The organism is Pseudomonas sp. 2957 (assembly GCF_031456345.1).
GTDB classification, from domain to species: Bacteria; Pseudomonadota; Gammaproteobacteria; order Pseudomonadales; family Pseudomonadaceae; genus Aquipseudomonas; species Aquipseudomonas siliginis.
Window position 1 is genome coordinate 1,076,627 of sequence record NZ_JAVDUL010000001.1, and the last position, 23,915, is coordinate 1,100,541.

A 23,915-nucleotide genomic window follows, 5' to 3' on the forward strand; every position below is an offset into this window, starting at 1 on the left:
ATGCAGCATCTCGATCTGCAAGTGGTGCGTCGGGCGCTGGAATGGTCGGTGGCCGGGCAGCGAATCTGGCTGTGCACGGTGCTGACCACTTACGGCTCGGCTCCGCGCGCGCCGGGTTCGCTGCTCGCGGTGAACGAAAGCGGGCAGTGGATCGGTTCGCTGTCGGGCGGTTGCGTTGAGGAGGATTTTCTTGAGCGCGTTGCCGAAGGTGCGTTTCTCGAAGCAGTCAGCGTCGTGCGTTACGGCGAAGGCGATGATCCGCGCTCGCGGGTCAGTCTGCCTTGCGGTGGCATTCTCGATGTGTTGGTGGAAAAACTTGACGCCGACTGCGCGGTGCAGGCGCATCTGCGTGAACTGGAATCAGCGCTGCTGGGTCAACGTCGTCTGCTTCGCGAAGTCGATCTGGCCAGCGGTGCGCGCGTTCTGTTGGCTGATCGCGAGCAGGGTGCACGGATCGAGCGTGAGATTGATCGGGTGCGCATCCGTATTGGTGCAGCACAGCGTTTGTTGCTCGCTGGCTACTCCAGTGTGGCGCAGGCCTGTGCCGAGTTTGCTGTAGGGCTTGGCTTCGAAGTGATTCTGTGCGATCCGCGTGATGAAGTGCTTGAAGGTGTGGTGCTCAATGGCGTGGAGGTCCGTCGGCAGTTGCCTTCGGTGTTCATTGCCGACGGTGGCTGCCATCGCGACACAGCAGTCGTGGCGCTGACCCATGATCCGCGCATCGACGATCTGGCGATGATGGAAGCGGTGCGCACCGAGGCGTTTTACATCGGTGTGATGGGGTCGCTGCAGACATCGCAAAAACGCTTTGAGCGCTTGCGTCGCATTGGTGGTTTGAGCGAGGCGGAGCTGGCGCGGATTCATGCGCCGATCGGCCTCAACCTCGGCAGCAAGACACCGGCGGAAATTGCGCTGGCGGTGCTGGCGGATATCCTGCGGATTCGCAGCGGGATCGCTCGGGATCAGCTCTGATCCTAAGCCTTGCTGAATCTACTGTGGCGAGGGGATTTATCCCCGTTGGACTGCGCAGTAGTCCCCTCCTGCTCAAGAGGGGGCGCTTCGCACCCCCAACGGGGATAAATCCCCTCGCCACAATGGTGTTTATAGACCGTACTTATCGCGCAGCCCGTAATACCAGGCGCCCAGCGCGGCAAACGGTGTGCGCAGCAATTGCCCGCCGGGGAAGGGATAGTGCGGCAGGTCGGCAAAGGCATCGAAGCGCTCGGCCTGACCGCGCAACGCTTCGGCGAGGACTTTGCCAGCCAGGTGCGTGTAGGTGACGCCGTGGCCGCTGCAGCCCTGCGAGTAATAGATGTTGTCGCCCAGGCGCCCGACCTGCGGTAAGCGCGAAAGGGTCAGCAGGAAGTTGCCGGTCCAGGCGTAGTCGATCTTCACGTCCTTGAGTTGCGGGAAAGCTTTGAGCATCTTCGGGCGAATGATCGCTTCGATGTTCGCCGGATCGCGAGCGCCATAGACTACACCGCCGCCGAAGATCAGGCGTTTGTCGGCGGTCAGGCGATAGTAGTCGAGTAGATAGTTGCAATCCTCCACGCAGTAATCCTGCGGCAGCAATGCTTTCGCCAGCTCATCACCCAAGGGCTCGGTGGTGATCACCTGAGTGCCGCACGGCATCGATTTGGCCGCCAGTTCGGGCACCAGATTACCAAGATAGGCGTTGCCGGCGACGATGATGAACCTGGCCCTGACCTTGCCTTGCGGTGTACGCACAACCGGATTGGCCCCGCGCTCGATGCGCACGGCAGGTGATTGCTCATAGATGGTGCCGCCGAGAGACTCGACTGCCGCCGCTTCACCGAGTGCCAGATTCAGCGGATGGATGTGGCCGCCGCTCATATCGAGCATGCCACCGACGTATTGATCGCAACCCACCACTTCACGGATGCGGCGTTGGTCCATCAGTTCCAGCTGAGTGTGACCAAAGCGTTCCCACAACCGTTTCTGCGATTCAAGGTGGCCCATTTGTTTGGCGGAAAGGGCGGCGAATACACCACCGTCTTTCAGGTCGCACTGGATGTTGTATCTGGCCACGCGCTCGCGAATGATCCGGCCGCCTTCAAAGGCCATTTCGCCGAGCAATTGCGCCTGCTTGGGGCCGACGGTGCGTTCGATGACGTCAATGTCGCGGCTATAACTATTAACGATCTGCCCGCCGTTACGCCCCGAAGCGCCGAAACCGACCTTGGCCGCTTCCAGCACGGTTACACGAAATCCGTGCTCCAGCAGAAACAGAGCGGACGACAGCCCGGTATACCCGGCGCCGATCACACAGACGTCCGTCTCCACATCATCCTGCAGCACAGGGCGTGGTGGTACGGCATTGGCCGACGCAGCGTAATAAGACTCTGGGTATTGGGTGTTCGCCATCCTGCCGCCTCTGTTTAATATATTTTACGAGTGCGTCGATCCTACCCGAGTTGAAAAACCTCCGCCAGCCACCGGAAAATCTTCGTCGCTGAGGCGAAATTAAATATTTTGCATATTCATAGGGTTAGGTGAAAAAAAGGTGTTGACACCCCTCCGGAATTCCGTAGAATGCCGCCTCACAGCAGGCACGTAGCTCAGTTGGTTAGAGCACCACCTTGACATGGTGGGGGTCGTTGGTTCGAGTCCAATCGCGCCTACCAAACAAAATCCGCTCTGCTGGGCGGTCTAGAAGGGCTCACCGAAAGGTGGGCCCTTTTTTGTTGTCTGCGATTTCCGCAACGCTTGTTCCCGGTCATTTCCGCTTCGCTCTGTTCAGCTCTCCATTCATTACTGTTAGCGCAAAGCGATCAAGCGCCATTTTGGTGCGTTCTTCTTACATTTCGTAGTTGAAAACACCTGAATATCCAAAGGCTTACAGCTCTTTTTCTCCAACCGGTTATCGAAAAAGCCTTGTTGCATGATGGGAATTTAAGTAACATCCGTTCCGCGTTCACCACCACGGTTTATGCATTTTTAAATCCCAAGCTTCCATCAGCTGCTTGGGATTTTTTTTGCCTGCGATTTGGCGTTTGGCATCTGTCTCGCCGTCACCTCCAAGCGAGGCCCCGCTTTTTCGTCTACTACTGACTGGCCGATTTTCAACTCTTTGTAAGGGAGTGCGTCGATGCTGAGTCAGTGGATCCTTGCGGCTGTTCATCTATTCGCGTTTGCCTTGGCTTTCTGGGCGGTACTGACGCGCGGCACAGCGTTCAGCCAGCTCTCGGCGGGCACGGGAGAGCTCAAGCGCGTGCTGCTCGCGGATAACCTCTGGGGGCTTTCAGCTTTGACGCTGCTTATAACCGGAGCGATGCGTGCGTTTGGTGGTTACGAGAAAGGCTCTGACTATTACCTGCATCAGCCGCTGTTTCATCTGAAGATGACGTTGTTAGTGCTGATCCTGCTGGTAGAGCTTGCACCCATGATCACGCTGATCAAATGGCGCATCGCATCGTCGCGCGGGGTAGCGCCTGATGCCGGGCGTGCGAAGTTGTACGCGCGAATCAGTCATGTTGAAGCGCTGCTGCTGATCCTGATGATGGTCGCGGCGACGGGCATGGCGCGTGGCGTGATATTCGCTTAGAAGGCGAAATTCTCCGCGCTCTATCGGAAACGTCCGACAGCCAGCTCCGGGAGTGAAAGGTAATATCGGCGTAAGAAAGGAGGGAGTGACAAGTGAAAGGAGTCAGTGTGCTTCAGGCGCCGTGCCCAGCGGGGTGAAATGCGGATGGCTAAACGGCGCGTGAATCTTTAGCCAGTCTTGCGCGACGGCAATAGGACTGGCTACGTAATGCAAAGTGGCTCAGGGTGTTTGCGGCTTGTCCGGAGCGGTCAGGCCGGCCTGAATGCGTTGGTAAATTTCTTCACGGTGCACCGCCACGTTTTTCGGAGCGTTGATGCCGATGCGAACCTGTTGGCCGCTGACTCCGAGGATGGTGATCGTGATGTCATCACCAATGTTTATGCTTTCACCGACTTTGCGGGTGAGTATCAGCATGGTCTTCTCCTTGATTGCTTTGTAGGGCACCTGATTCAGACAGTGCAGAGGTCGGTGGTATCTATAGATTAGTGCGAAGTCTCACGGTTTGGGTGCCTCTTTCTGACGCGCAGATGCGGCATTAATTCCCAGGGCGTAACTATACAGAGGCTGCAATCATCATTCTCGTTGTTTTGTGCCCATTTTGCGGGGCTCGCGAAGTATTTATGAATGATAAGATCGCCGCTTTGTGAATTCCGAGGAAAGCGTTGTGCGCAAATTGGTTTGGCTGGTAGCGGCACTGGCATTGGCAGGCTGCGGTGAAGGCAAGAATGTAGATGCGCCAAAGCCTGAGGCAAAGGTCGCGGCAGCGCCGGCGGCCGCCGCGCCACAGTGGGATCTGGAAGTGCGTGGCGAGACCCCTCAGGCCGTCAGTGACCTGAGCGGCTGGTTGATCGAGCACGCTTTCGTTCCGACGGTCGTCAAGGACGGCAGCGGTAAAACACGAATTCTGATCGGTCCGTTCAATTCCCAGGCTGACGCCGAGGCGCGCAAGGTGCAGGTGGATGCGGCGTTGGTAAAAGCCAAAAAACAAAATATCGAATCGGTGGTGATCGAGCATCCGCTAACGCCATAAGGGAAGCGCCTTCAAAACACGCTGAACAGACATTAAAAAGGCCTCGAGCATAACGCTCGAGGCCTTTTTATTTCCGCTGCAATCAGCCGCAGGCTTTAAGATTTACCGAGCCGACAAACTCGTTGCCGCGCCCCATCACGCACGCCACGCTCTGGTTGCGCTGACGTTCCCAGTCCTGCACTGGATAGGTCTTGTCCCACGCTTCGTACAACTGCCGATCTTGCTTCGACAGCCGCAGTCCGTATTGTTTGCTCATATAAAAATACGTGCGGGCGATCATGCCGCGAATCGAAGGGCGGGGCATGACTTTCTTCGCTTTGAAGTCGACCTGCGTCAGGCAGGATCCATACTGACCGGACTGCACCGGCAACCAGCCGTAGCTGAAGTTGCTGCGATCACCGTTGACCTCACCGATGCTCGGTACCAGGTTGTGCAGGTCAGCTTCGGCCTTTTGATAAACCGGATCGTAACGCGTGCAATTCTTGCGTCCGCCTTGCTGCCAGCACTGCCGCTGATGCCCGATCTGCCACGCTGGCACGATGTGCTCCCACTCGATCCTCGATGCACGCTTGGCGTTCTTGCGCGGCACATAGCCGCAAGCCTTGAGATCGACGCGGTTGCCGGTGTACTTGCAGCCGCAGTAAAACTCCGTGGACTGCGGCGCATAAAGTTTCCATGCAGCTTTCTTGGCTTCGGAAAATGTACGTGGGGCGCCAGCCTGGGCGCCCACGGCGAAAAACAACAACAGCAAAGCAACACAGCGGACACTCATTGAATCAATCTTCCTTCGGCACAACCCAAAAAATCTGCACGCCACCGTCATCGCGATAGGCGAGGGTGACGTTGTCGTTCTCGTCGATTTCCTCGAGCAAGCGCTCCCAGTCGTCCATCGGCTCATCCGGCAGACGGAAAATCAGTGCGGCTTTGGCTTTTTGTGCGGTGGGGGAATTGATGATTTTCTGAACGCGCATACCCATGCGTTCATAAGCGTCAGGAGCAGCAGGAGAGGTGGCCACGAGGTTATCCTTATTAAGCTGTACGTGCATACAGTATTTAACTGTAAGCGATTTCGCAACTGCTTAAAATTCAAGAAAATCCTCTGACAGCGGGTTTCCGATTTTGGTGTAGGACTTGTCGAGATTTTTGTGGGAAAAGTATTGGAAGGGTGTAAGCGGGGCACCACCTGCCAAGCTGACAGGTGATGCGCAATTGCCCGATCGAGAAGTGATCAGGCGATGTTCAATCAGTATTCCCAGAACATCCGTTGCAGCTCTTTGCTGTCGTTGGTCTTGGTCAGTGCAACCATCGCCAGGATGCGGGCTTTCTGCGGGTTCAGGTCGTGAGCGACAACCCAGTCGTATTTGTCGTCGGGCTGTTCGGCGTTACGCAGGACAAAGCCGCCGGCGTTGACGTGGGACGAGCGAATGATCTGCACGCCATCCTTGCGCAGCGCTTGCAGGGATGGAACCACGCGGGAAGATACCGAACCGTTGCCAGTGCCGGCGTGGATGATGGCTTTGGCGCCGGCTTGAGCCAGTGCCTTGTAGGCGGTATCGCTGACGTTGCCGTAGGAATAGGCAATTTCTACGTCAGGCAGGCTCTTGATGTCCTTGATGTCGAATTCCGAATCCATGGTGTGACGCTTGGCCGGCAGGCGGAACCAGTAGGATTTGCCTTCGACCACCATGCCCAGCGGACCCCAGGCGCTTTTGAATGCTTCGGTCTTGATGTTGATCATTTTGCTGACGTCGCGACCGGACTGGATCTCGTCGTTCATGGTCACCAGCACACCTTTGCCGCGTGCTTCTTTGCTGCTCGCCACGGCGACGGCGTTGTACAGGTTGAGCATGCCGTCTGCCGACATGGCAGTGCCCGGACGCATCGAACCTACGACGATGATCGGCTTGTCGGTCTTCTCGACCAGGTTCAGGAAGTAAGCGGTTTCTTCGAGGGTGTCGGTGCCGTGGGTGATAACGATGCCGTCCACGTCCTTGCTGTCAGCCAGTTCGGAAACGCGACGACCCAATTGCAGCAGGTTGTCGTTGGTGATGCTTTCCGAAGCGATCTGCATGACTTGTTCGCCACGCACGTTAGCCAGTTTGCTCAGCTCGGGAATGCCGGCAATCAGTTGTTCGATACCGACTTTTGCTGCCTGATACGTGGCGCTGTTGGCCGCACTGGCGCCGGCGCCAGCGATGGTGCCGCCTGTGGCGAGGACGACGACGTTGGCCAGTTTCGTCTGGGTTTCGGCTTCTTTTGCCTGAAGGGCAGCAGGCAGGAGCAGGAGGAGGGCCAATGCGCCCGGAATCAAAGTATTGAAAGCAGATTTCATTATTTTTCTCTCTAGTCGTGAGACGGTGCTGATGCAGGTTCATCTAGATGCGCCCCAAGCCGATCTGAATGCTCGAGGTGCAAGGATGGGAGCAGGATTCATACCATGCGTAATGTGCTGGCGGAAAATGTTTAACCCAATGATTTAAATCAATATTTGTCGAGGGCTGGAGCATCGTTGAGGATTCATCCATCCGGGATTCCGAACGACAGGCGGATTCGTGTTCGGCTCGCCGATAGGCAATCTCTGAAAAGCCAGGCGGGTGACAAATCCCCGCTAAAGAAATGTGCTCTCAGGCCGATGCGTCCTCAAGGAAACCAAATCTTAGGAGTTCACATGTCACTGACGGTCGGTTTTGCCAATCCCGCTGCAGTCACCATTGGCGGTAAAACTGCAGCGACGATCAACAGCCTGAACGATGCGACCAATGAGACTTCGGCGCAGGCGCTGGGTACCGAAAAGACTGAGAAGAATCAGGTCAGAACCGGTGGCGGGCCCGTGCAGGAAAACAGTGAAACCGAGGCTGACAGCAATCTCAGCATCACCGTCAAGACGTTGCTCAAGCGGATGAAGGAATTGCAGAAGCAACTTCAGGAGCAGCAACAGCAACTGGCTGCGGCTCAGGCTGCAAGCTATCCGACTCCCGAAGCGAAGTCCCAGGCAGTGATGTCGATTCAGGGCCAGATCGCGCAAACCAGCGCCGCACTGGCAGAAGTGGCGGGTGCGTTGGTCAAGGAGATGTCGAAAAGCGCTACCAGCGGTGGCCTGGTCAACACGACCGCCTGAAGCGTCAGATGGCCGACTCGGCGATTCGGCCTACAACAAAAGACGATTTCTGATTGTTGACAAATGTCAGCGGGATTCTCATAGTTCGGTCTACGCAAACGTTTGCGCGGCTTGGAAGGGCATCTGCTCCCGGAGCCGTGACGTAGGTTACGTCAGCGCAAACGTTGCTCACAATAATCATAAGATCGGAGTGAACCCATGAAGCTGCCATTCGCCGCACGTCTTCTTGCTGTCGCTATGCTGGCTGCCACAGCCGCCGCACTACCTGTCTCCTCGGCGTTCGCCGAATCTGCAGAAAAGCCCAAAGTCGCGCTGGTCATGAAATCTTTGGCCAACGAATTCTTCCTGACCATGGAAGACGGCGCCAAGGCCTACCAGAAAGAACACTCCGCCGATTTCGATCTGATCTCCAACGGTATCAAAGACGAAACCGACACCGCCGGCCAGACTCGCATCGTCGAACAGATGATCCTGGCCAAGGTGAATGCACTGGTGATCGCGCCTTCTGACTCCAAGGCCATGGTACCGGTGATCAAGAAGGCCGTAGACGCCGGTATCACCGTCATCAACATCGATAACCAGCTCGATCCCGCCGTAGTCAAAAGCAAAAACATCAACGTGCCTTTCGTAGGCCCGGACAACCGCAAGGGTGCACGTCTGGTTGGCGAATATCTGGCCAAGCAACTGAAGGCGGGCGACGAGGTCGGCATCATCGAAGGCGTGTCCACCACCACCAACGCGCAGGCGCGCACGGCCGGTTTCAAGGACGCGATGGAAGCCGCGCAGATCAAAGTGGTCTCGCTGCAGTCCGGTGACTGGGAAATCGACAAGGGCAACAAGGTTGCGGCTTCGATCCTCAGTGAATACCCGGATGTCAAAGCACTGCTGGCCGGTAACGACAGCATGGCGGTCGGTGCCGTTTCCGCAGTCCGTGCCGCTGGTAAGGCTGGGCAGGTGAAAGTCGTCGGTTACGACAATATCAATGCCATCAAGCCAATGCTCAAGGACGGCCGCGTGCTGGCGACGGCTGATCAGTTTGCAGCCAAGCAGGCCGTGTTCGGCATCGAAACCGCGCTGAAGATCATCAAAGGCGAGAAAGTCGACAGCGGTGCCAACGGCGTGATCGAAACACCGGTCGAGCTGGTCACCCAGTAAGTCATCTGGCGACACAACGGCGCTCGTCCGTCCGGGCGAGCGCATGGAGATTTCTATGTCAGTTTCCGCCCCGAACGCTGTCCTCTCGGTCAGCGGTATCGGCAAGACCTATGCGCAACCGGTGCTCACCGGCATCGATCTGACGCTGATGCGCGGTGAAGTACTGGCGCTGACCGGCGAAAATGGTGCCGGCAAAAGTACCCTGTCGAAGATCATTGGTGGTTTGGTCACACCCACTACCGGCCAGATGCAATTCCACGGCAAGGACTATCGTCCGGGCAGCCGTACCCAGGCTGAAGAGCTTGGCGTGCGCATGGTCATGCAAGAACTCAATCTGTTGCCGACGCTGTCGGTGGCGGAAAACCTCTTTCTGGATAATCTGCCGAGCAGCGCGGGCTGGATCAGCCGCAAGCAGTTGCGCAAGGCCGCGATAGAAGCCATGGCGCAAGTCGGCCTCGATGCGATCGATCCGGACACGCTGGTCGGCGAACTCGGTATCGGCCATCAGCAGATGGTCGAAATCGCGCGCAACCTGATCGGCGACTGCCATGTGCTGATCCTTGACGAGCCGACCGCGATGCTCACGGCGCGCGAAGTCGAAATGCTCTTCGAGCAGATCAGCCGATTGCAGGCCCGCGGCGTTTCCATCATCTATATCTCTCACCGTCTCGAAGAACTGGCGCGGGTGGCGCAGCGTATTGCCGTGCTGCGTGACGGCAATCTGGTCTGCGTCGAGCCGATGGCCAACTACAACAGCGAGCAACTGGTCACCTTGATGGTCGGTCGCGAACTGGGCGAACACATCGACATGGGGCCGCGCAAGATCGGCGCTCCGGCGTTGACGGTCAAAGGGCTGACCCGCTCTGACAAAGTCCGCGACGTCTCTTTCGAGGTGCGTGCCGGGGAGATCTTCGGTATTTCCGGATTGATCGGGGCAGGGCGCACGGAATTGCTGCGGCTGATATTCGGTGCCGATGCTGCCGACAGCGGCACCATCGCGCTCGGCTCCCCGGCCAAGGTCGTGAGTGTTCGCTCGCCAGTCGATGCCGTACGCAATGGTATCGCGTTGATCACCGAAGATCGCAAGGGCGAAGGGCTGCTGCTCAGTCAGTCGATCAGCGCCAACATCGCTCTGGGCAACATGCCGGAAATCTCCAGTGGCGGTTTCGTCAACAACGGCGACGAAATTTCCCTGGCGCAGCGTCAGATCGAGGCCATGCGTATCCGTAGTTCGAGCCCGACGCAGTTGGTTTCGGAGCTGTCCGGCGGCAATCAGCAGAAGGTCGTGATCGGTCGCTGGCTGGAGCGCGACTGTTCGGTGCTGCTGTTCGACGAGCCTACTCGTGGAATCGATGTCGGTGCCAAGTTCGACATTTACGGTTTGCTCGGCGAGTTGACCCGCCAGGGCAAGGCGTTGGTGGTGGTGTCCAGTGACTTGCGCGAGTTGATGCTGATCTGCGACCGGATCGGCGTGCTTTCGGCGGGGCGTCTGATCGACACCTTCGAGCGCGACAGCTGGACCCAGGATGATTTGCTTGCCGCCGCATTCGCCGGCTACCAAAAACGTGATGCGTTGCTCAATGAGGCAGCGCCTAGGGATCTCCCATGAAAACTGCATCTTCTGCCAGTAAACGTAGTGGCAATTTCTTCGGCCTGGGCACATATCTGGGCCTGGCCGGTGCCTTGCTGGCGATGATTGCGCTGTTCTCGGTTCTGAGCAGCCATTTCCTCTCGTACAACACTTTCAGCACCCTGGCCAACCAGATTCCCGACTTGATGGTGCTGGCGGTGGGCATGACCTTTGTGCTGATCATCGGCGGCATCGATTTGTCCGTCGGCTCGGTGCTGGCGTTGGCCGCATCGACGGTAAGCGTTGCGATTCTCGGCTGGGGCTGGAGCGTTTTGCCAGCGGCGCTGCTCGGCATGGCGGTGGCGGCGCTAGCCGGGACCATCACTGGCTCGATCACCGTGGCCTGGCGGATTCCGTCGTTCATCGTCTCTCTCGGCGTGCTGGAAATGGCCCGCGGTGTGGCGTATCAGATGACCGGGTCGCGGACTGCGTACATCGGCGATGCGTTCGCCTGGCTGTCGAATCCGATCGCGTTCGGTATTTCACCCTCGTTCATCATCGCGTTGCTGGTGATCTTCATCGCGCAGGCAGTTTTGACCCGCACTGTTTTCGGCCGCTACCTGATCGGCATCGGCACCAACGAAGAAGCCGTGCGGCTGGCCGGGATCAATCCCAAGCCCTACAAGATTCTGGTGTTCAGCCTTATGGGCCTGCTGGCGGGCATTGCCGCTCTGTTTCAGATTTCGCGTCTGGAGGCGGCTGACCCGAACGCAGGTTCGGGCCTGGAACTGCAAGTGATCGCGGCGGTGGTTATCGGTGGTACCAGCCTGATGGGTGGACGCGGTTCGGTTATCAGCACTTTCTTTGGTGTGTTGATCATTTCCGTGCTCGCGGCCGGTCTCGCGCAGATTGGTGCGACGGAACCGACCAAGCGCATCATCACCGGTGCGGTAATTGTTATCGCCGTGGTGCTCGACACCTATCGCAGTCAACGCGCCAGTCGCCGGGGCTGAACCATGGCAACGATCAAGGATGTAGCGGCGCTCGCGGGCATTTCCTACACGACCGTGTCGCACGTGGTGAACAACACCCGCCCGGTGAGTCAAGAAGTGCGGCGCAAAGTCGAGGCGGCGATCAAAAGCCTCGACTACGTGCCCAGTGCCGTGGCGCGCTCGCTGAAAGCCAAAACCACGGCGACCATCGGCCTGCTGGTGCCTAACAGCCTCAACCCGTACTTCGCTGAATTGGCGCGCGGAATCGAGGATTACTGCGAGCGCAACGGTTACTGCGTGATCCTCTGTAACTCCGACGACAATCCGGACAAGCAGCGCAGTTATCTGCGCGTGTTGCTGGAAAAACGCATCGACGGTTTGATCGTCGCCTCCGCCGGCGGTGACACTGGTCTGGCGCAAGGGCTGGCAGGCGTGAAGACGCCGATGGTTATCGTTGACCGGGGCCTGGAAGGTGTAAATGCCGATCTGGTGCGTATCGATCATGAATACGGCGCTTATCTGGCAACCCGTCACCTGCTCGAGTTGGGGCATCGCGACATCGCCACCATTGGCGGTCCGGCCAGTACCAGCGTGGCGCAAATGCGTCAGGCCGGTTATTGCCGAGCGCTGCGAGAAGCGGGAATCGAGGTGCGCGAGGAGCGTATGCTCGAAAGCGACTTCACCAGCACCGGCGGTTACAACGCCGCAGCCCGGCTGCTCGAGAGCAATCCGCCGAGCGCAATTTTTGCCGGTAACGACATGATTGGCATCGGTGTGCTGCGTGCGGCGGCTGAACGTAATGTCCGGGTGCCGGCCGAGCTGTCGGTAATCGGCTTCGATGACATTCAGATGAGCCGTTATGTCTATCCGGCGCTGACCACGGTCGGCCAGTCGATCCTGCAACTGGGCGAGATGGCCGCCGAAGTGCTGTTGCGCAGAATTGCTGCGCCGGATTCGGGCACCGATCAACGCATCGTGACCCCGAGCATTGTCCTGCGCGAATCGACCGCGCCGCTGTCCGGCGTGTTCACCGAATATCGCTGAAACCGAATTGATGAGTAGTGATGTATGCCAGCAAATGTAGTGGTAATAGGCAGCCTGAACATGGACCTGGTCACCCGGGCGCCACGGCTGCCACGCGGCGGTGAAACGCTGATTGGTCATTCCTTTGCCACGGTGTCTGGCGGCAAGGGCGCCAATCAGGCGGTTGCTGCTGCGCGCTTGGGCGCTAAGGTGGCAATGATCGGTTGCGTCGGAAATGACGACTACGGTGTGCGATTGCGTGATGCCTTGCTCGCCGAGCACATCGACTGCGAGGCTGTCAGTGTCGTAGAGGATTCCAGTGGCGTAGCGCTGATTGTGGTGGATGACAACAGCCAGAACGCCATCGTGATTGTCGCCGGTGCCAACGGCGCGATGACGCCGGCAGTGATCGACCGTTTTGATGCGGTTTTACAGGCCGCCGATGTAGTGATCTGTCAGCTCGAGATTCCCGATGCGACGGTCGGACATGCGCTCAAGCGTGCGCGTGAGCTGGGCAAAACCGTCATTCTCAACCCGGCGCCGGCCAGCCGTCCTTTGCCGGCTGACTGGTTTGCCGCCATCGACTATCTGATTCCCAACGAAAGCGAAGCCGCCGCATTGAGCGGGCTCGCTGTCGACTCGCTGCAGTCGGCAGAAACGGCTGCCACTCAGTTGATTGCCATGGGCGCGGGCAAAGTCATCGTCACGTTAGGCGCGCAAGGCTCATTGTTCGCCAACGGCAACGGCTTCGAACATTTCCCCGCGCCGGCCGTGAAGGCGGTCGATACCACGGCGGCGGGCGACACTTTCGTCGGCGGTTTTGCCGCAGCGCTGGCCGATGGCAAGTCTGAGGCCGAGGCGATTCGCTACGGTCAGATCGCCGCTGCACTATCGGTTACCCGCGCCGGTGCGCAACCGTCGATTCCAACCATGTCCGAAGTACAGGCGTTCAAACCCGCATGAAAAAGACTCCTCTGCTTAACGTCGCGCTGTCGCGACTGATCGCTTCTCTTGGCCACGGTGACATGGTCGTGATTGGCGATGCCGGTTTGCCCGTGCCACCGGGTGTCGAGTTGATTGATCTGGCACTGACCCATGGCATCCCTGATTTCGTCAGCACGCTGAAAGTTGTACTCAGCGAGATGCAGGTAGAAAGCCATGTGCTGGCCAAAGAGATCTTCGAAAAACAACCCACGGCGCTGGCCGATCTGGACGCGTTGAACGAAGAGGGCGCGCTGGGCCGTAGGGATCTGCTCACCCACGAGCAGTTCAAGGTGCTTAGCCGACAAGCCAGGGCGATCATTCGTACAGGAGAATGTCAGCCGTACTGCAACATCGTTCTGGTCGCCGGGGTTACATTCTGATTTCCGATATCACCTGCACAAGGAATGCGCTATGCAACGCTATGCTGCAAAACTTCATCAACTGGTCCGGAGCCTGCTGCTTTTGTCTGTGATAACTGCGACCGGCGTTCAGGCCGCTGAAAAAATCGATTTGATCATCGACACCGATCCAGGCGCTGACGACGTTGTCGCTTTGCTCTTCGCGCTGGCGTCGCCGGATGAATTGAATATCCGCGCGTTAACGACTGTCGCCGGCAACGTGCGCCTGGACAAGACTTCGCGTAACGCACGCCTGGCTCGCGAATGGGCAGGGCGCGAAGACGTGCCGGTTTACGCTGGCGCACCGAAGCCGCTGATGCGCACGCCGATCTACGCCGAGAACATTCATGGCAAGGAAGGTTTGTCAGGCGTCACGGTTCACGAACCGAAGAAAGGCTTGGCGAAAGGCAATGCGGTCAATTATCTGATCGACACTCTTAAATCGGCCAAACCGCACAGCATCACCATTGCCATGCTCGGTCCGCAGACCAACCTGGCTCTGGCATTGATCCAGGAGCCGGAAATCGTTCAGGGCATCAAGGAAGTGGTGATCATGGGCGGGGCGCATTTCAACGGTGGCAACATCACCCCTGTGGCTGAATTCAACTTGTTCGCCGATCCGCAGGCTGCCGAGGTGGTGCTCAAGAGCGGGGTGAAGCTCACCTATCTGCCGCTGGACGTGACCCACAAGATTCTGACCAGCGATGCACGCCTGAAGCAGATCGCCGCGCTGAACAACAATGCGAGCAAGATCGTCGGCGACATTCTCAACGAGTACATCAAGGGCGACATGGAGCACTACGGCATTCCAGGTGGCCCGGTGCATGACGCGACGGTTGTGGCGTATCTGCTCAAGCCTGAGTTGTTTACCGGTCGGGCGGTCAACGTCGTGGTGGATAGCCGTGAAGGACCGACATTCGGCCAGACCATTGTTGACTGGTATGACGGCCTGAAAGCACCGAAGAATGCATTCTGGGTCGAAAATGGCGACGCCCAGGGATTCTTTGATCTGCTGACCGAGCGCCTGAAACGCCTGAAATAATTCGTCAACCCGCAGGCGGTTTGCCTGCGGGTTTTCACTGCGGCTGTTCGGCCTGGCTGATCGGATAGCGTTCGAATACCTGATTGATAAAATGCTGCGCCGCTTCTATCCCCAACTCCTTGACCAGTAAATCAATGCCGATCAGCGCCAATTCTTCCGTCGTGCCGGGGCTGTAAGAGCTGTGTCCTTCGGCCCATTTGGCGTTGATGGCGGCGTCGATGCTTACACTGGTCATGGGAGGCTCGAAAGGTCAGGATGTCTGTTTTCGAGTTAACCATTTTGTGCGGCATTTGGCACTGCGACTTAGGCATGAGCGGAGCGCTATGCGACACTTGGTCTTTTCCGGCTTGCAAAGGACCCCGCTGTGCAGATTGATCTGAATACCCCTGACGGCCTCACACTCGAAGCAGTGCGCCAATTGCTTGCCTCGGGCAGTGACGACGTGCACAACCAATTGCGCGTGACCAAAGATGGCATTGCCTATCTGTCTACGGTGACCGGTGGGCAGGATATCGAGGGTCTGCTGTTTCGCCTGGAAACCTGGGCGAAGGGGTCGGGCTATGTGGGTAACGTCGCAGCCAGCGATGAAGTCTGGGTGATGCAGATTTTCAACGCACTCAAAGACAACTGGCCGAATCCGCCCTACGACTACATCGACGTTTATTAAGGTCGTTAATATTCAGTCACGAATGTTTGATGAGCCGGACAGGGCGGCTCAGGCACACTCGGCATTTTTCCGCTCGTGGGGCAGGGCATGGCTTGAGCCTTGAAACCAAACGCCGCATTGGCGGTCGCACGATCTCTGCTTAAACATTTGAAAACAAGGAGGCTTCATGCCTTTGAAGTTCGCGACACTGGGTGCACTTATGGCCGCTGCTCTGTTGGCTGGTTGCAGCACAACTTCCAGCGAGTCGGCAAAGGAGCCCGTGGCGGCTGAATCAGGAAATAGCCGCTGCGAAGCATCGGCGGCGCAATTTGCCATCGGCAAGAAGGCATCCCCTGAGTTGCTGGATCAGGCGCGTGCCAAGGCTGGGGCGCAAAATGCGCGTTTTCTCAAGCCGAACGACATGATCACCCTGGAATACCGCTCCGATCGCCTGAACCTGAACACCGACAACAACCTGATAGTCACCCGCGTCAACTGCGGCTGAGTCCTTTTGTCTCAGGCATAAAAAACCCCGTCACCAGGACGGGGTTTTTTTAGTGCGCCGAGAAATTACTCTGGGCGAACCTGTGCAGCTTGCATACCCTTTTGGCCTTTCTCAGCCACGAAAGAGACGGTCTGGCCTTCTTTCAGGCTTTTGAAACCGTCGGATTCGATAGCTTTGAAGTGTACGAACAGGTCGTCACCGCCACCTTGAGGAGTGATGAAGCCGAAGCCTTTTTCATCGTTGAACCATTTAACGGTGCCGGTTTGGCGATTAGACATGGTGTATCTCCAAGAAACATATATTTTCAGTAGTGCTGTGCTGCTCAGGCCAACTGGGCACACCCGGGTATCATAGTCGAAATGTTCGCTTTGGTAGCCCCCCGGACGTGCTGTTTGCCAATCAGTCGTGTTTTCTTTACCACCTGGTTGCGCTGAAAGCCCCGGTTTGAAAGGCTTTCAGCGAAACGTAAAGACGATAAAAAAACCTGTAAAACCTGCATAAATCGTCTGAAAAGCCTCATTTCCAGCACTTTTTTCCGCCTTTCAGCCGATGTTAATGCCCGGTTTTCTTATTTTTTCGGGGCGGTATTTGCCTTGCATTTGGCGATCTGGCCAAGGGCTTTCTGTTGCAATTCAGGAGTCGCCTTGTTGTCCATCAGTGCCTGAATGTCGCTGGCCGGATAAGACTTGATGGCATCGGCACCGCAAGCGCAGTGGGATTTGGCGGCAGCAGCACCAATTTGTTGGGTGGCAGCCTGAGTGCACTGGGCCATGTACTTCTCGCGCTCGCCTTTTGGCCAGTCGGCATGGGCGCTCAGTGGCAGCAGCAGAACGACGGGAGCGACGAGGGCGAATAAGCTTTTCAGACGCATGCGAGGATGCTCCTTGTGGGTCAATGTCTTGTTATCTGAGGGCGCAAAGGCCGATCAAGTTCAGCACTCTGGCATAAAAACGGACATTTGGCCTTCTGCCAAATCAGGGCGTAAGCGACCGCTCATCTGTGCTAGCATGCCGGGCTCAAGCGTTCTCAGGCTTCGGATGACCTTCAGTCCCGAAGCGGTCGGCGTGCGAATTTTTCCGATTTGAATCCCAGTCACTCTGGTTCGGTTTTCCGGTTGGCCGCAAGGCTCCTGCCGCTGTAAGGCAGGCGTTCGTCATTGAATGGCCTGGATCGGATCTTGTACTGGCTCATCCCAACCCACGTGACCTTTGGTAGGGGTCACCACTAGGAGAGGAGGCGCCATGCCAACTATTACTCTTCCCGACGGCAGTCAACGTTCATTCGATCACCCGGTTTCCGTAGCCGAGGTCGCCGCATCCATTGGTGCAGGCCTGGCCAAGGCCACGCTCGCGGGCAAGGTCAATGGCCAACTGGTCGACGCCAGCGACATCATCAGCAGCGACGCGACACTGCAAATCATTACGCCAAAGGATGAAGAGGGGCTGGAGATCATTCGCCACTCTTGCGCGCACCTGGTTGGCCACGCGGTCAAGCAGCTGTACCCGACCGCGAAGATGGTCATCGGCCCGGTCATCGACGAAGGCTTCTATTACGACATCGCCTACGAGCGTCCTTTCACGCCGGAAGACATGGCGGCCATCGAGCAGCGCATGCAGCAGCTGATCGAGAAGGATTATGACGTCATCAAGAAAGTCACTCCGCGCGCGGAAGTGATCGAAGTGTTCAAGGCCCGCGGCGAAGATTACAAGCTGCGTCTGGTCGAAGACATGCCGAACGAGCAGGCCATGGGTCTGTACTATCACGAAGAATACGTCGACATGTGCCGCGGTCCGCACGTGCCGAACACGCGTTTCCTGAAATCCTTCAAGCTGACCAAGCTGTCGGGCGCCTACTGGCGTGGCGACGCCAAGAACGAGCAATTGCAGCGCGTCTACGGCACCGCTTGGGCGGACAAGAAACAGCTGGCGGCTTACATTCAGCGCATCGAAGAAGCCGAGAAGCGCGATCACCGCAAGATCGGCAAGCGCCTGGGCCTGTTTCACACCCAGGAAGAATCCCCGGGCATGGTGTTCTGGCACCCGAACGGCTGGACTCTGTACCAGGTGCTCGAGCAGTACATGCGCAAGATCCAGCGCGACAACGGCTACCTTGAGATCAAGACTCCTCAAGTCGTCGACCGCAGCCTGTGGGAAAAATCCGGGCACTGGGCCAACTACGCCGACAACATGTTCACCACCCAGTCGGAAAACCGCGACTACGCCATCAAGCCGATGAACTGCCCATGCCACGTGCAGGTGTTCAATCAGGGCCTGAAAAGCTACCGCGAGTTGCCGATGCGTCTGGCCGAGTTCGGTGCTTGCCACCGTAACGAGCCGTCGGGTGCGTTGCACGGCATCATGCGCGTGCGAGCGTTCACTCAGGACGACGCGCACATCTTCTGCACCGAAGAGCAGATGCAGGCCGAGTCCGCTGCGTTCATCAAGCTGACCATGGATGTCTATCGCGATTTCGGCTTTACCGAAGTTGAGATGAAACTGTCCACTCGTCCGGAAAAACGCGTCGGCTCCGATGAACTGTGGGATCGCGCTGAAGCTGCATTGGCTGCAGCCCTTGATTCTGCTGGCCTGCCGTACGATCTGCAGCCGGGCGAGGGTGCTTTCTACGGGCCGAAGATCGAGTTCTCGCTGAAAGATTGTCTCGGTCGCGTCTGGCAGTGTGGTACCTTGCAGCTCGATTTTAACCTGCCTGTCCGTTTGGGCGCTGAATACGTCTCTGAAGACAACAGCCGCAAACACCCGGTGATGTTGCACCGCGCGATCCTCGGTTCGTTCGAGCGTTTCGTCGGGATTCTGATCGAGCACTACGAAGGTGCTTTCCCTGCGTGGCTCGCGCCGACCCAGGCGGTGATCATGAATATCACTGATAAACAGGCAGATTTTGTTGCAGAGGTTGAAAAAACTCTCAACGAAAGCGGATTTCGTGCCAAGTCCGACTTGAGAAATGAAAAGATCGGCTTTAAAATCCGCGAGCATACTTTGCTCAAGGTTCCCTATCTTTTGGTTATCGGAGATAAGGAAGTCGAGATGCAGACTGTCGCTGTGCGTACTCGTGAAGGTGCTGACCTGGGCTCGATGCCCGTCGCCCAGTTCGCTGAGTTTCTCGCGCAAGCGGTTTCCCGGCGTGGTCGCCCAGATTCGGAGTAATTATTATTAAGCGTGAAATGAGACAAGATAAACGAGCTGCACCGAAAGCCCCGATCAACGAGAATATCTCGGCACGCGAGGTTCGGTTAATTGGCGCTGATGGCGAGCAGATTGGCATCGTCTCGATTGATGAAGCGCTTCGTATCGCTGAAGAAGCAAAGCTTGATCTGGTGGAAATTTCCGCAGATGCAGTCCCGCCTGTTTGCCGGGTGATGGACTACGGCAAATCGATCTTCGAGAAGAAGAAGCAGATTGCCGCGGCGAAGAAAAACCAGAAGCAGATTCAGGTTAAAGAAATCAAGTTTCGTCCAGGGACGGAGGAAGGGGATTACCAGGTAAAACTGCGCAACCTGGTACGTTTCCTGAGTGACGGGGACAGGGCCAAGGTATCCTTGCGATTCCGCGGCCGTGAGATGGCCCACCAGGAGCTGGGGATGGAACTCCTCAAGCGGGTTGAACAAGACCTGCTCGAGTACGGTTCGGTCGAACAGCATCCTAAGATGGAAGGACGCCAGCTGATCATGGTCATCGCCCCGAAAAAGAAGAAGTAATCAACAGGGCACGGCAGGCCTTCTGATTATGTTTATCAACTGAATGCGGAGTATCCGAACATGCCAAAAATGAAAACCAAAAGTGGTGCTGCCAAGCGGTTTCTGAAAACTGCTAACGGCATCAAGCACAAGCACGCTTTCAAGAGCCACATCCTGACTAAAATGTCGACCAAGCGTAAGCGTCAACTGCGCGGTAGCAGCTTGCTGCATCCGTCTGACGTGGCAAAAGTCGAGCGCATGCTGCGCCTTCGTTAATTTAGTCAAGAATAGAGGAAGTAACTCATGGCTCGTGTAAAGCGTGGCGTCATTGCCCGTAAGCGTCACAAAAAAATTCTGAAACTTGCTAAAGGCTACTACGGCGCACGCTCCCGCGTATTCCGTGTTGCCAAGCAAGCGGTAATCAAGGCAGGCCAATACGCCTACCGTGACCGTCGTCAGAAAAAACGTCAGTTCCGCGCTCTGTGGATCGCTCGTATCAACGCTGGTGCTCGTGTTAACGGTCTGTCCTACAGCCGTTTCATCGCTGGCCTGAAAAAAGCGTCCATCGAGATCGACCGTAAGGTTCTGGCTGATCTGGCAGTGAACGAAAAAGCGGCGTTTGCTGCGATTGTCGAGAAAGCTAAAGCCACCTTGGCTTAAGTACCCCCGACAGTCACCCGGCCTCACCTCTGTGGGGCCAGGTGTTAAACGTCATAAATAGGGGAAGAGCCTTCAAGCTCTTCCCCTATTTTGTATCTGGAGTCTGTACATGGAAAACCTGGATGCGCTGGTCTCTCAAGCACTAGAGGCTGTGCAAAGCGCTGAAGATATCAATGCCCTGGAGCAAATCCGGGTTCAATACCTTGGCAAGAAGGGCGAATTGACTCAGGTGATGAAGACCCTGGGGAATCTGCCGGCCGAAGAGCGTCCGCAAGTCGGTGCGCTGATCAACGTTGCCAAGGAACGTGTTACAGGCGTTCTCAATGCGCGCATGGCATTGTTTGAAGAAGCCGAGCTGGCTGCCAAACTGTCTGCCGAATCCATCGACGTGACATTGCCGGGCCGTGGCCAGACCTCTGGCGGTCTGCATCCGGTCACCCGGACTCTGGAGCGTGTCGAGCAGTTCTTCACCCGCATTGGCTACGGCATCGCCGAAGGCCCTGAGGTCGAAGACGACTACCACAACTTTGAAGCGCTCAACATCCCAGGCCATCACCCGGCCCGGTCGATGCATGACACCTTCTATTTCAATGCCAACATGTTGCTGCGCACCCATACCTCGCCGGTACAGGTCCGCACCATGGAATCGAAGCAGCCGCCGATCCGCATCGTCTGCCCGGGCCGCGTCTATCGCAGCGACTCCGATATCACCCATTCGCCGATGTTCCACCAGGTCGAAGGCCTGCTGGTCGATCGCGATATCAATTTTGCCGATCTCAAAGGCACGATCGAAGAATTCCTGCGGGTGTTCTTCGAGAAAGAACTGGCCGTGCGTTTCCGTCCTTCGTACTTCCCCTTCACCGAGCCATCCGCTGAAGTCGATATGGAATGCGTGATGTGCAGCGGCAAAGGCTGCCGCGTCTGCAAGCAGACTGGCTGGCTGGAAGTGATGGGCTGCGGCATGGTTCACCCGAACGTGCTGCGCATGTCCGGCATCGATCCGGAAGAGTTCTCCGGATTTGCCTTCGGCATGGGTGTCGAGCGTCTGGCCATGCTCCGTTACGGCGTGAACGACTTGCGTCTGTTCTTCGACAACGACTTGCGGTTCCTCGCGCAATTTCGCTAGTCGTAACGAATTCTTAGGAGAGCAGGATGAAATTCAGTGAACAATGGCTGCGTGGCTGGGTAAGCCCGCAGGTAGATCGCGACGAGCTGGTTGCCCGTCTGTCGATGGCCGGTCTTGAGGTCGATAGCGTTACTCCGGCCGCCGGCGTATTCAGTGGTGTGGTGGTGGGTGAGGTGCTGAGCACCGAGCAGCATCCGGACGCCGACAAGTTGCGCGTATGCCAGGTCAGCAATGGCGCGGAAACCTTCCAGGTCGTGTGCGGAGCGCCAAACGTGCGCCCGGGCCTGAAGATTCCGTTCGCGATGATTGGCGCAGAGCTGCCGGGCGACTTCAAGATCAAGAAGGCCAAGCTGCGTGGCGTCGAGTCCAACGGCATGCTGTGCTCGCAGGCAGAGCTGCAGGTCGGTGAGGGCAACGACGGTCTGATGGAGCTGCCGGCCGATGCGCCGGTGGGCGAAGATTTCCGAGTGTATCTGGATCTGGAAGACGCCAGCATCGAGGTCGACCTGACCCCGAACCGTGGCGACTGCCTGTCCCTGGCCGGTCTGGCTCGTGAAGTCGGCGCGCTGTACGCCGTGCCGGTAACCCGTCCTGTGGTGGCTGCGGTTGCAGCGGTACACGACGAAGTCCGCTCGGTCGAGGTGCTGGCCCCAGCTGCCTGCCCACGTTACCTGGGTCGGGTCATCCGTAACGTCGACCTGTCCAAGCCAACCCCGCTGTGGATGGTTGAGCGTCTGCGTCGCGCCGACGTGCGCAGCATCGACGCTGCCGTCGACATCACCAACTACGTCATGCTCGAGCTCGGCCAACCGCTGCACGCTTTCGATCTCGCCGAAATCAATGGCGGCATTCGTGTGCGCATGGCTGAAGAGGGCGAAAAGCTGGTTCTGCTTGATGGTCAGGAAGTCAGCCTGCGTAGCGATACGCTGGTCATCGCTGACCACACTCGTGCACTGGCGATCGCCGGCGTCATGGGTGGCGAGCACAGCGGTGTTTCCGCGACCACCCGTGATGTGTTCCTCGAATCTGCGTTCTTTGATCAGATTGCGGTTGCCGGCAAGGCACGTTCTTACGGCTTGCATACCGACGCTTCGCATCGCTACGAGCGTGGCGTTGACTGGCAACTGGCCCGTGAAGCCATGGAGCGCGCCACTGGCCTGCTGCTGGAAATCACTGGCGGCGAAGCTGGTCCGATCATCGAGACCGTCAGCGAACAACATCTGCCATCGATTGCACCGATCACTCTGCGCGCTCAGCGCATCACTCAGATGCTCGGCATGGAGATGGATTCGGCACAGGTCGAGCGTCTGCTCAGTGCCTTGGGCTTGAGCATTACCGCTGACGGCGAAGGCCAATGGCGCGTTGAAGTGCCAAGCCACCGCTTCGATATCAGCCTGGAAGTCGACCTGATCGAAGAGCTGGCTCGTCTGTACGGTTACAACCGTCTGCCGGTTCGCTACCCGCAAGCGCGTCTGGCGCCGCAAGCCAAGGCCGAAGCGCGTAGTGATCTGCCTGAGCTGCGTCGTCTGCTGGTTGCTCGTGGTTATCAGGAAGCGATCACTTACAGCTTCATTGATCCGCGTCAGTTCGAACTGTTCAATCCAGGTGTCGAGCCGCTGTTGCTGGCCAATCCGATCTCCAACGATATGGCCGCCATGCGCTCGTCGTTGTGGCCAGGTCTGGTCAAGGCGTTGCAGCACAACCTCAACCGTCAGCAGGATCGCGTGCGTCTGTTCGAGAGCGGTCTGCGCTTCGTTGGTCAGCTTGAGGGCTTGAAGCAAGAGCCTATGCTGTCCGGGGTTGTTTGCGGGAGTCGCTTGCCGGAAGGCTGGGCGCAGGGTCGGGATACCGTCGACTTCTTCGACGTAAAGGCTGACGTGGAGGCTGTACTGGGTTTTGCCGGTGCCCTGGATTCGTTCACCTTTGCTCCGGGCAAACACCCGGCGCTGCATCCGGGTCAAACCGCGCGCATCGAGCGTGAAGGTCGCGAGGTAGGCTATATCGGTGCAATTCACCCTGAGCTGTCGAAGGCGCTGGGGCTGGATCGTCCGGTGTTCGTCTTTGAGCTGGTTCTGGCGGAAGTGGCGCTCGGTAAAATGCCGAAATTCCACGAGTTGTCGCGCTTTCCTGAAGTGCGTCGTGACCTTGCACTGATCGCGCACAAAGACGTCGCGGCCTCGGCTGTACTGGACGTAATCCGTGAAAATGCAGGCGAATGGCTCACAGAGCTCAGGCTGTTTGACGTGTATCAGGGTAAAGGTATTGATCCTGATAGAAAAAGCCTTGCAGTCGGCTTGACCTGGCAGCATCCATCGCGCACTCTTAATGACGATGAGGTGAATTCGACGACGCAAAATATCCTCACCTCGCTCGAACAAAGGTTGAACGCCACGTTAAGGAAGTGACG

General features: G+C 57.5%; 27 protein-coding genes and 1 tRNA gene. 20 read left to right on the plus strand and 8 right to left on the minus strand.

The window, feature by feature from the left end:
• Positions 1 to 972 (plus strand): XdhC family protein, encoded by a 972-nt coding sequence (locus tag J2Y39_RS04805; RefSeq protein ID WP_310215441.1) that lies wholly within the window; start codon positions 1 to 3, stop codon positions 970 to 972.
• Positions 973 to 1,101: 129 nt separating this feature from the next.
• Here the strand turns inward: J2Y39_RS04805 and J2Y39_RS04810 are convergent, their stop codons facing one another.
• Positions 1,102 to 2,385 (minus strand): FAD-binding oxidoreductase, encoded by a 1,284-nt coding sequence (locus J2Y39_RS04810; RefSeq protein WP_310215443.1) that lies wholly within the window; start codon positions 2,383 to 2,385, stop codon positions 1,102 to 1,104.
• Positions 2,386 to 2,568: 183 nt separating this feature from the next.
• Here J2Y39_RS04810 and J2Y39_RS04815 point away from each other — a divergent pair.
• Both J2Y39_RS04815 and J2Y39_RS04820 read left to right on the plus strand, forming a co-directional pair.
• Positions 2,569 to 2,645, plus strand: a tRNA-Val gene (locus tag J2Y39_RS04815).
• A 464-nt stretch (positions 2,646 to 3,109) separates the two neighbouring features.
• On the plus strand, positions 3,110 to 3,565 hold the full coding sequence (locus J2Y39_RS04820) for a DUF2214 family protein (RefSeq protein WP_056784409.1): 456 nt from the start codon (positions 3,110 to 3,112) through the stop codon (positions 3,563 to 3,565).
• A 219-nt stretch (positions 3,566 to 3,784) separates the two neighbouring features.
• On the opposite strand, the gene csrA is transcribed toward J2Y39_RS04820, so the two are convergent.
• On the minus strand, positions 3,785 to 3,979 hold the full coding sequence (gene csrA / locus J2Y39_RS04825; protein ID WP_003179932.1) for a carbon storage regulator CsrA: 195 nt from the start codon (positions 3,977 to 3,979) through the stop codon (positions 3,785 to 3,787).
• 250 nt (positions 3,980 to 4,229) lie between these two features.
• Between csrA and J2Y39_RS04830 the strand changes: the two genes are divergently transcribed.
• Positions 4,230 to 4,595, plus strand: coding sequence for an SPOR domain-containing protein (locus J2Y39_RS04830; protein WP_122506441.1), 366 nt, complete (start codon positions 4,230 to 4,232; stop codon positions 4,593 to 4,595).
• Positions 4,596 to 4,677: 82 nt separating this feature from the next.
• Here J2Y39_RS04830 and J2Y39_RS04835 read toward each other — a convergent pair whose 3' ends face one another.
• The 3 genes from J2Y39_RS04835 to J2Y39_RS04845 form a co-directional block, all read right to left on the minus strand.
• On the minus strand, positions 4,678 to 5,367 hold the full coding sequence (locus J2Y39_RS04835; protein ID WP_041478547.1) for an endonuclease: 690 nt from the start codon (positions 5,365 to 5,367) through the stop codon (positions 4,678 to 4,680).
• 4 nt (positions 5,368 to 5,371) lie between these two features.
• Positions 5,372 to 5,641, minus strand: a complete 270-nt coding sequence (locus J2Y39_RS04840; protein ID WP_016774035.1) for a DUF1654 domain-containing protein — start codon at positions 5,639 to 5,641, stop codon at positions 5,372 to 5,374.
• 197 nt (positions 5,642 to 5,838) lie between these two features.
• The gene (locus J2Y39_RS04845; protein WP_095179504.1) at positions 5,839 to 6,927 is read right to left on the minus strand and encodes an asparaginase; all 1,089 of its coding nucleotides are present in this window, start codon (positions 6,925 to 6,927) and stop codon (positions 5,839 to 5,841) included.
• Positions 6,928 to 7,263: 336 nt separating this feature from the next.
• Between J2Y39_RS04845 and J2Y39_RS04850 the strand changes: the two genes are divergently transcribed.
• The 8 genes from J2Y39_RS04850 (at position 7,264) to J2Y39_RS04885 (ending at position 14,877) form a co-directional block, all read left to right on the plus strand.
• Complete coding sequence (locus J2Y39_RS04850; protein ID WP_041478549.1) at positions 7,264 to 7,713, plus strand: hypothetical protein; 450 nt, start codon at positions 7,264 to 7,266, stop codon at positions 7,711 to 7,713.
• A 198-nt stretch (positions 7,714 to 7,911) separates the two neighbouring features.
• Positions 7,912 to 8,868 carry a sugar ABC transporter substrate-binding protein gene (locus tag J2Y39_RS04855; RefSeq protein ID WP_024012403.1) on the plus strand — a complete coding sequence of 319 codons (957 nt, stop codon included), beginning with the start codon at positions 7,912 to 7,914 and terminating at the stop codon, positions 8,866 to 8,868.
• Positions 8,869 to 8,923: 55 nt separating this feature from the next.
• Positions 8,924 to 10,477, plus strand: a complete 1,554-nt coding sequence (locus J2Y39_RS04860; RefSeq protein ID WP_041478550.1) for a sugar ABC transporter ATP-binding protein — start codon at positions 8,924 to 8,926, stop codon at positions 10,475 to 10,477.
• Complete coding sequence (locus tag J2Y39_RS04865) at positions 10,474 to 11,451, plus strand: ABC transporter permease (RefSeq protein ID WP_016774040.1); 978 nt, start codon at positions 10,474 to 10,476, stop codon at positions 11,449 to 11,451. The genes J2Y39_RS04860 and J2Y39_RS04865 overlap by 4 nt, the downstream gene beginning before the upstream one ends.
• Positions 11,452 to 11,454: 3 nt before the next feature.
• Positions 11,455 to 12,474, plus strand: a complete 1,020-nt coding sequence (locus tag J2Y39_RS04870; RefSeq protein ID WP_041478551.1) for a LacI family DNA-binding transcriptional regulator — start codon at positions 11,455 to 11,457, stop codon at positions 12,472 to 12,474.
• A 24-nt stretch (positions 12,475 to 12,498) separates the two neighbouring features.
• The gene (gene rbsK / locus J2Y39_RS04875) at positions 12,499 to 13,416 is read left to right on the plus strand and encodes a ribokinase (protein WP_041478552.1); all 918 of its coding nucleotides are present in this window, start codon (positions 12,499 to 12,501) and stop codon (positions 13,414 to 13,416) included.
• Positions 13,413 to 13,817: a D-ribose pyranase gene (gene rbsD / locus J2Y39_RS04880; protein ID WP_310215455.1), complete on the plus strand. Its 405-nt coding sequence runs from the start codon at positions 13,413 to 13,415 to the stop codon at positions 13,815 to 13,817. The genes rbsK and rbsD overlap by 4 nt, the downstream gene beginning before the upstream one ends.
• Positions 13,818 to 13,848: 31 nt before the next feature.
• A complete protein-coding gene (locus J2Y39_RS04885) occupies positions 13,849 to 14,877 on the plus strand; it encodes a nucleoside hydrolase (RefSeq protein ID WP_056784434.1) in 1,029 nt (342 codons plus the stop codon).
• A gap of 34 nt (positions 14,878 to 14,911) precedes the next feature.
• On the opposite strand, the gene J2Y39_RS04890 is transcribed toward J2Y39_RS04885, so the two are convergent.
• On the minus strand, positions 14,912 to 15,112 hold the full coding sequence (locus J2Y39_RS04890) for a hypothetical protein (RefSeq protein WP_056784436.1): 201 nt from the start codon (positions 15,110 to 15,112) through the stop codon (positions 14,912 to 14,914).
• 129 nt (positions 15,113 to 15,241) lie between these two features.
• On the opposite strand from J2Y39_RS04890, the gene J2Y39_RS04895 reads away from it, so the two are divergent.
• Positions 15,242 to 15,544, plus strand: a complete 303-nt coding sequence (locus J2Y39_RS04895) for a hypothetical protein (protein WP_056784439.1) — start codon at positions 15,242 to 15,244, stop codon at positions 15,542 to 15,544.
• 166 nt (positions 15,545 to 15,710) lie between these two features.
• Positions 15,711 to 16,028, plus strand: coding sequence for an I78 family peptidase inhibitor (locus tag J2Y39_RS04900; RefSeq protein WP_095179508.1), 318 nt, complete (start codon positions 15,711 to 15,713; stop codon positions 16,026 to 16,028).
• A gap of 65 nt (positions 16,029 to 16,093) precedes the next feature.
• Here J2Y39_RS04900 and J2Y39_RS04905 read toward each other — a convergent pair whose 3' ends face one another.
• Positions 16,094 to 16,306 carry a cold-shock protein gene (locus tag J2Y39_RS04905; protein WP_003179963.1) on the minus strand — a complete coding sequence of 71 codons (213 nt, stop codon included), beginning with the start codon at positions 16,304 to 16,306 and terminating at the stop codon, positions 16,094 to 16,096.
• Between the two features lie 290 nt (positions 16,307 to 16,596).
• The gene (locus J2Y39_RS04910) at positions 16,597 to 16,899 is read right to left on the minus strand and encodes a hypothetical protein (RefSeq protein WP_041478556.1); all 303 of its coding nucleotides are present in this window, start codon (positions 16,897 to 16,899) and stop codon (positions 16,597 to 16,599) included.
• Between the two features lie 370 nt (positions 16,900 to 17,269).
• Between J2Y39_RS04910 and thrS the strand changes: the two genes are divergently transcribed.
• The 6 genes from thrS (at position 17,270) to pheT (ending at position 23,913) form a co-directional block, all read left to right on the plus strand.
• Positions 17,270 to 19,192 carry a threonine--tRNA ligase gene (thrS, locus tag J2Y39_RS04915; protein ID WP_024012407.1) on the plus strand — a complete coding sequence of 641 codons (1,923 nt, stop codon included), beginning with the start codon at positions 17,270 to 17,272 and terminating at the stop codon, positions 19,190 to 19,192.
• On the plus strand, positions 19,192 to 19,743 hold the full coding sequence (infC, locus tag J2Y39_RS04920) for a translation initiation factor IF-3 (protein ID WP_169432615.1): 552 nt from the start codon (positions 19,192 to 19,194) through the stop codon (positions 19,741 to 19,743). The genes thrS and infC overlap by 1 nt, the downstream gene beginning before the upstream one ends.
• Before the next feature lie 60 nt (positions 19,744 to 19,803).
• On the plus strand, positions 19,804 to 19,998 hold the full coding sequence (gene rpmI, locus J2Y39_RS04925; protein WP_002553160.1) for a 50S ribosomal protein L35: 195 nt from the start codon (positions 19,804 to 19,806) through the stop codon (positions 19,996 to 19,998).
• Positions 19,999 to 20,025: 27 nt separating this feature from the next.
• Entirely contained in the window at positions 20,026 to 20,382 is a 357-nt protein-coding gene (gene rplT / locus J2Y39_RS04930) for a 50S ribosomal protein L20 (RefSeq protein ID WP_002553161.1), read from the plus strand.
• 109 nt (positions 20,383 to 20,491) lie between these two features.
• Positions 20,492 to 21,508 carry a phenylalanine--tRNA ligase subunit alpha gene (pheS, locus tag J2Y39_RS04935; protein WP_003226365.1) on the plus strand — a complete coding sequence of 339 codons (1,017 nt, stop codon included), beginning with the start codon at positions 20,492 to 20,494 and terminating at the stop codon, positions 21,506 to 21,508.
• A gap of 26 nt (positions 21,509 to 21,534) precedes the next feature.
• Positions 21,535 to 23,913, plus strand: a complete 2,379-nt coding sequence (pheT, locus tag J2Y39_RS04940; RefSeq protein WP_125926676.1) for a phenylalanine--tRNA ligase subunit beta — start codon at positions 21,535 to 21,537, stop codon at positions 23,911 to 23,913.
• Positions 23,914 to 23,915 lie beyond the last annotated feature (2 nt).

Bases quoted from the DNA above. Each gene is read 5' to 3' on its own strand.
- J2Y39_RS04820 (WP_056784409.1), top strand. From the start codon at position 3,110: ATGCTGAGTCAGTGGATCCTTGCGGCTGTTCATCTATTCGCGTTTGCC.
- csrA (WP_003179932.1), bottom strand. From the start codon at position 3,979: ATGCTGATACTCACCCGCAAAGTCGGTGAAAGCATAAACATTGGTGAT.
- J2Y39_RS04850 (WP_041478549.1), top strand. From the start codon at position 7,264: ATGTCACTGACGGTCGGTTTTGCCAATCCCGCTGCAGTCACCATTGGC.
- J2Y39_RS04840 (WP_016774035.1), bottom strand. From the start codon at position 5,641: ATGCACGTACAGCTTAATAAGGATAACCTCGTGGCCACCTCTCCTGCT.
- J2Y39_RS04855 (WP_024012403.1), top strand. From the start codon at position 7,912: ATGAAGCTGCCATTCGCCGCACGTCTTCTTGCTGTCGCTATGCTGGCT.
- rbsD (WP_310215455.1), top strand. From the start codon at position 13,413: ATGAAAAAGACTCCTCTGCTTAACGTCGCGCTGTCGCGACTGATCGCT.
- J2Y39_RS04845 (WP_095179504.1), bottom strand. From the start codon at position 6,927: ATGAAATCTGCTTTCAATACTTTGATTCCGGGCGCATTGGCCCTCCTC.
- J2Y39_RS04810 (WP_310215443.1), bottom strand. From the start codon at position 2,385: ATGGCGAACACCCAATACCCAGAGTCTTATTACGCTGCGTCGGCCAAT.
- J2Y39_RS04905 (WP_003179963.1), bottom strand. From the start codon at position 16,306: ATGTCTAATCGCCAAACCGGCACCGTTAAATGGTTCAACGATGAAAAA.
- J2Y39_RS04805 (WP_310215441.1), top strand. From the start codon at position 1: ATGCAGCATCTCGATCTGCAAGTGGTGCGTCGGGCGCTGGAATGGTCG.
- J2Y39_RS04900 (WP_095179508.1), top strand. From the start codon at position 15,711: ATGCCTTTGAAGTTCGCGACACTGGGTGCACTTATGGCCGCTGCTCTG.
- J2Y39_RS04885 (WP_056784434.1), top strand. From the start codon at position 13,849: ATGCAACGCTATGCTGCAAAACTTCATCAACTGGTCCGGAGCCTGCTG.
- J2Y39_RS04870 (WP_041478551.1), top strand. From the start codon at position 11,455: ATGGCAACGATCAAGGATGTAGCGGCGCTCGCGGGCATTTCCTACACG.
- J2Y39_RS04910 (WP_041478556.1), bottom strand. From the start codon at position 16,899: ATGCGTCTGAAAAGCTTATTCGCCCTCGTCGCTCCCGTCGTTCTGCTG.
- rpmI (WP_002553160.1), top strand. From the start codon at position 19,804: ATGCCAAAAATGAAAACCAAAAGTGGTGCTGCCAAGCGGTTTCTGAAA.
- pheS (WP_003226365.1), top strand. From the start codon at position 20,492: ATGGAAAACCTGGATGCGCTGGTCTCTCAAGCACTAGAGGCTGTGCAA.
- J2Y39_RS04860 (WP_041478550.1), top strand. From the start codon at position 8,924: ATGTCAGTTTCCGCCCCGAACGCTGTCCTCTCGGTCAGCGGTATCGGC.
- pheT (WP_125926676.1), top strand. From the start codon at position 21,535: ATGAAATTCAGTGAACAATGGCTGCGTGGCTGGGTAAGCCCGCAGGTA.
- rplT (WP_002553161.1), top strand. From the start codon at position 20,026: ATGGCTCGTGTAAAGCGTGGCGTCATTGCCCGTAAGCGTCACAAAAAA.
- J2Y39_RS04835 (WP_041478547.1), bottom strand. From the start codon at position 5,367: ATGAGTGTCCGCTGTGTTGCTTTGCTGTTGTTGTTTTTCGCCGTGGGC.
- thrS (WP_024012407.1), top strand. From the start codon at position 17,270: ATGCCAACTATTACTCTTCCCGACGGCAGTCAACGTTCATTCGATCAC.
- J2Y39_RS04865 (WP_016774040.1), top strand. From the start codon at position 10,474: ATGAAAACTGCATCTTCTGCCAGTAAACGTAGTGGCAATTTCTTCGGC.
- rbsK (WP_041478552.1), top strand. From the start codon at position 12,499: ATGCCAGCAAATGTAGTGGTAATAGGCAGCCTGAACATGGACCTGGTC.
- J2Y39_RS04890 (WP_056784436.1), bottom strand. From the start codon at position 15,112: ATGACCAGTGTAAGCATCGACGCCGCCATCAACGCCAAATGGGCCGAA.